Here is a 4,405-nt window from a genome sequence, read left to right as displayed (position 1 = left end):
CTCCAGTAGCCCCGCCGGGCCCGCCGGGCGGACACGCACCCCGGTCGGGCGGCGGCGGGGCCCGCACCCGGCGGACACGCGCATCCCGGTCCCGCGGCGGCGGGGCCCGCACCCGGCGGACACGCGCATCCCCGCCCCGCGTCAGTCCTGCTGCTCCAGGTCGAGCTGCTGCACCGTCGTCGCCGTCAGGTTCTGCGGCAGCACGTGCGCCACGTAGTCCTTGACCGCCGTGTCCAGGCCCACGTCCTGGCCGGCCTGCTCCGAGAGGTACCAGCGGTGCTCCAGCACCTCGTGGTAGATCTGCGCCGTGTCCGTCTCGCCCCGCAGCTCCAGCGGCACCGCCCGGACCGTCGGCCGGAACACGTCGCGCACCCAGCGGTGCGCCAGCACCTCCGGCCGCGCGCCGAGCGGGTCCCCGGGCGCGTAGTCGTCCTGCGTCGCCATCCACGACTCCAGGTCGCCCAGCAGCCGCCGGGCCTGGTTCTCCTCCGCGTCCAGGCCCGTCAGCCGCAGCAACTGCCGCTGGTGGTGGCCCGCGTCGACGACCTTCGGCAGGAAGCGCACGGTGTCGCCCTCGGGGGAGCTCTCGATGCGCATCTCCGCCACGTCGAAGCCGAGATCGTTCAGGCGGCGCACCCGGCGGTCGATGTAGTGGCGCTTGTCGACGGGGTAGACCGACTCCCGCGTCAGCTCGTGCCACAGCTCCTCGTAGCGCTCGACGATCGCCGCGCCGAACGGGACCGGGTCGATCGAGGGGTGCAGCGCGCCGGACGCCTCGAGGTCCATCAGCTCGCCGGCGATGTTCATCCGCGCCAGCTCGATGTCGTACTCCCGCTGCCCCCGGCTGAGGGCGGGGTGCAGCTCGCCGGTCTCCGCGTCCACCAGGTACGCGGCGTACGCCCCCGCGTCCCGGCGGAACAGGGCGTTCGACAGCGAGCAGTCGCCCCAGGCGAACCCCGCCAGGTGCAGCCGAACGAGCAGCACGGCGAGCGCGTCCATCAGGCGCTTGACGGTGCTGGGCCGCATCGTCGACTCGAACATCGACCGGTAGGGCAGCGAGCCCTTCAGATGGCGGGTGACGAGGGCCGACTCGATCTCCTCGCCGTCGGCCGCCGTCCTGCCGGTGACCACGGCGAGCGCCTCCACCGCCGGTATGCCGAGCCGGTGCAGCTGGCGCAGCAGCTCGAACTCGGTGACCGCGGCGCGCTCGGTGATCTCCTTGACGGCGACCACCTCGGGGCCCGCCGACGCGAAGCGCACGACGTGCCGGGAGATGCCGCGGGGCAGGGGGACCAGGCATGCCTCGGGCCAGTCCTCCAGGCCGGTGCCCCAGGGCAGGTCGAGCAGTTGGGCCGGGTGCTCCGGATTCGTCGCGCTGATCTGCAGCGCCATCGCGCCTCCCGCGGTCGGCTGGCAGGGTCGGGTGGGGTCGAGGACGCCGCTGTCCCGCCCCCAGTGTGCCCGGTCGGGGAGGCGGCCCGCCGACCGCGGGGTCACCGGCGGCCCGCCGGCGCTCTCAGACCTTCAGCAGCAGCTCCGTGTTGCGGTCCTCGGGCGACCCGTACGCCGTGGTGCTCGCGCCGGGTGCGTTGTGCGCGAACTCGCGGTACATCGCCGCCAGTCCGGTCTGCGAGAGGTCGTGGAAGTCGGTGCGGGAGGGCGCGCCGGACTCGATCAGCGTGGTGAACACGGACAGCGTGCCGTCGCCGTTGTCCGCGAGTTCGACGATCCTCGCGAGCTGCGGCCGGTCCACGTGCGAGGCCGTGGAGATCTCCCAGAAGCTGCCGTGCGGCAGGATGCGGTTGCGGTGGCTGTGCCCGTTGACCCAGGCGCGGACGTTGCGGTGCCTCCTGAGCAGCGCCACCACCTCGTCGCCGGTGTGCCGGCCCTCGCCGGGTCGGGCCGGGTCGGGGTGGGTGTTCGTCATCGTCCAGCTGTTGTGGTGGCTGAAGACGACGACGTGCGCGTCCCGGTGGGCGGTGAGGGTGCGATCGAGCCAGTGCAGCTGCTCGGTGCCGACCGAGCCGAGGAAGTGGCCGCCGCGGTCGGTGGTGTCGATGCTGACGCCCACGACGTTCTCGCCCATGGCGAACGTGTAGTACTGCGTGCCCGCGGCGAGGTTGTCGGCGGTGTAGCCGTGCCCGACGGGGCCGGGCCCGGTCCGGGACGGGTCGAGGTGGGCCGCGAGGTGCTGGTGCGGTGTGAACGGTGCCCTGCGCTCGTCCGGTGTCACGGCCCGCATGCGCCGCCTGTCGCGCTTCAGCAGCGCGACCAGCTCGTCGCCCGAGGGGTGGCTGCCCGCGGTGAGGATCGCGCGCAGCGGGTCGGCCTCGCTCTCCGTGACCGTGTACAGCTTGCGGTCTCCCACGGCGAACTCCGCGAGATAGCCGGAGCGGTCGGCCACGGCGCCGCTGGCGAGGGAGTCGTGGTTGCCGACCGTGGAGTACCAGGGCAGGCGCAGGCCGGGACTGGTCACGGGCCGCGCGACCGCGTCGAGATAGCCCGGGATCCGGGGGAAGCCGTGGCGCGTGTCGACGTCGCGGACCGCCGACTCGGGCTGCCAGTACAGGGGTTCGCCGGAGTTCTGCGGGCCCTCGTAGTGCCGCGGGTCGCCGGTGTTGGGCGTGATCCGGCCGCCGCTCATCACGGTGAGGAACCAGTCCAGCTCGGCGAGGGAGTTGTTGTCGGTGTTGTCGCCGGTGGTCATCGCGAACGACAGCGGTGTGCCCGTGGCGGGTCCGTTGCGCAGCGCGTTGATCCGCTCGATCAGCGCCACCGCGCCCGGTACCGACAGGGCCTCCTGGGGCCGCCAGCCCGTCAGGTCGGACGCGCGCAGGTACTCGGTGCGCACGGGGTGCTGGACGTCCGCCAGGTGCAGGTCGGTGAGTTGCACGAACGCGGTGAGGGTGGTGCGCCGGGAGGTGCGCGCCGCACCCGCCGGCGCCAGGTCGCGGCGCACCGCGCGACGCCAGCCGGGGCCGTCGGCGAGGCGCTGGAAGGGCACCCGGGTGTCCACGGGCGTCGCGACGGTGTCGAGCGTGGTACGGGCGGGCACCGCGGGCGCGGAGGAGGTCGCCGAGTGGGCGGCGGCGCCGCGCGGTGACGGCACGGCGGGACGCGGCGCGGCGGCGGCCGGGCCGACGGCGGTGGCCTCGCCCGAGCCGCCCCCGAGCCCCAGCGCGAGGCCGATCCCGGCCGAGACGCCGACGGCCCCCGCCGCGGTGAGGAAGTGGCGGCGGTCGACGGAGGTGACTGCGGAGGGTATGCGGGACATGGTGCCCTTCCTCGAGTGAGGATGCGTCGTCGAGTGGTCCCGCGGGCGGAGCCCCGGCCACACTTCGATGCTTGACACCGGGTGTGGCCTGCGCGTGAACGAGGTTCCAACGTCCGACGCCCATCACTGCACAGGGATCACCGGGTCCTCGCAGCCGTCCCCGGCTCTCCGCCCGCCGGCCGGAATCCGGTCACTCAGCGTTCACCCACCGGGGAAGGAGGGGCCGCGAGGGGTGCGCGCCGGGGGCCGCGGGGGCGCCGCCGGAAAATCTCCGTGACGGGCGTGCATGCGCGGCCCGGACGGGGGCAGACGCACTCTCGACCCGAGCTCGCGGCTCTCCCCCCTGGCCGCCGGAGCTCGCCGGCCCCACCGGTCCGTCCCCTCGGCCGGTGGGGCCGCCCCTTCTTCCCGGCCGGGCGCCGGGGGCGCACCTCGCCGCCCCCGGCCGTCAGCGGGTGCCGGCGACGAACTCCCGCGCCAGGCGGTCGCCCAGCCGTACGGCGGCCTCGTGGCTCTCGACCGGCTTCACCGACGTGTTCCTGAACAGGATGTACGTCACGTCCTTCGGCGTACCGCCGCCCTCGGGGTCCGGCGTGATGCCGAGCGCGTGCGCCGTCGCGTAGGAGGCCTCGCCGATCAGCCCGGACGGCCCGGTGTCGCCGACGACCGCGTACTGCACCTGCCCCTCGTGCACGACGGCGGCGAGCCCGCCGCCGCGGATGCCCGAGGCGCGGTAGTCCCAGGCGTCGCCCGGGTCGGGCACGACCACGTACGGCAGGCTCTCCGCGGCCAGGGGCCCGCCGTCCGAGCGGGGGAAGGCCGTCATGTTCTGGAACTCGTCGTCCGTCTCCTCGTTGCAGTGGGCGGTGACCTGCCCGTCGCAGTCGATGTCGAGGTCGGCCCGCCAGAACACGGCGCCCTTCGTGCCGCACACCGGGACCGTGGGCTCGTCGTCCTCGTCGTCCGTGCGGAACAGACCGCTCGACTCCTGCGCGCAGCCGTGCAGCCGGGCCAGCAGCTGGGCGGCGGTGACGGAGCCCTCCTGGAGGAACGCGGTGGGCGGCCCCGGCGCCCCGGCGGCGGTCAGGGGCCCGCTGCCCGCGGCGCGCGCGTGCTCCGGCGGCGGTCCCG

At 74.6% G+C, this 4,405-nt stretch carries 3 protein-coding genes; all 3 read right to left on the bottom strand.

Annotation, left to right across the window (positions count from 1 at the left end):
• Positions 1–141: 141 nt before the first annotated feature.
• Positions 142–1,392, bottom strand: coding sequence for a DUF4032 domain-containing protein (locus tag L1885_RS24400; protein WP_235799324.1), 1,251 nt, complete (start codon positions 1,390–1,392; stop codon positions 142–144).
• A 124-nt stretch (positions 1,393–1,516) separates the two neighbouring features.
• Complete coding sequence (locus tag L1885_RS24395) at positions 1,517–3,274, bottom strand: TIGR03767 family metallophosphoesterase (RefSeq protein ID WP_235799323.1); 1,758 nt, start codon at positions 3,272–3,274, stop codon at positions 1,517–1,519.
• A 448-nt stretch (positions 3,275–3,722) separates the two neighbouring features.
• A complete protein-coding gene (locus L1885_RS24390) occupies positions 3,723–4,361 on the bottom strand; it encodes a glycoside hydrolase family 75 protein (RefSeq protein WP_372482018.1) in 639 nt (212 codons plus the stop codon).
• Positions 4,362–4,405: the final 44 nt, after the last annotated feature.

Source organism: Streptomyces fuscigenes, assembly GCF_021556455.1.
Lineage (GTDB): Bacteria > Actinomycetota > Actinomycetes > Streptomycetales > Streptomycetaceae > Streptomyces > Streptomyces fuscigenes.
The sequence above is the reverse complement of the archived record's forward strand: the minus strand, read 5'-3'. Positions and strand labels throughout refer to the sequence as shown.

Coding starts and splice junctions, on each gene's coding strand:
- L1885_RS24400 (WP_235799324.1), bottom strand. CDS start 1,392: ATGGCGCTGCAGATCAGCGCGACGAATCCGGAGCACCCGGCCCAACTG.
- L1885_RS24395 (WP_235799323.1), bottom strand. CDS start 3,274: ATGTCCCGCATACCCTCCGCAGTCACCTCCGTCGACCGCCGCCACTTC.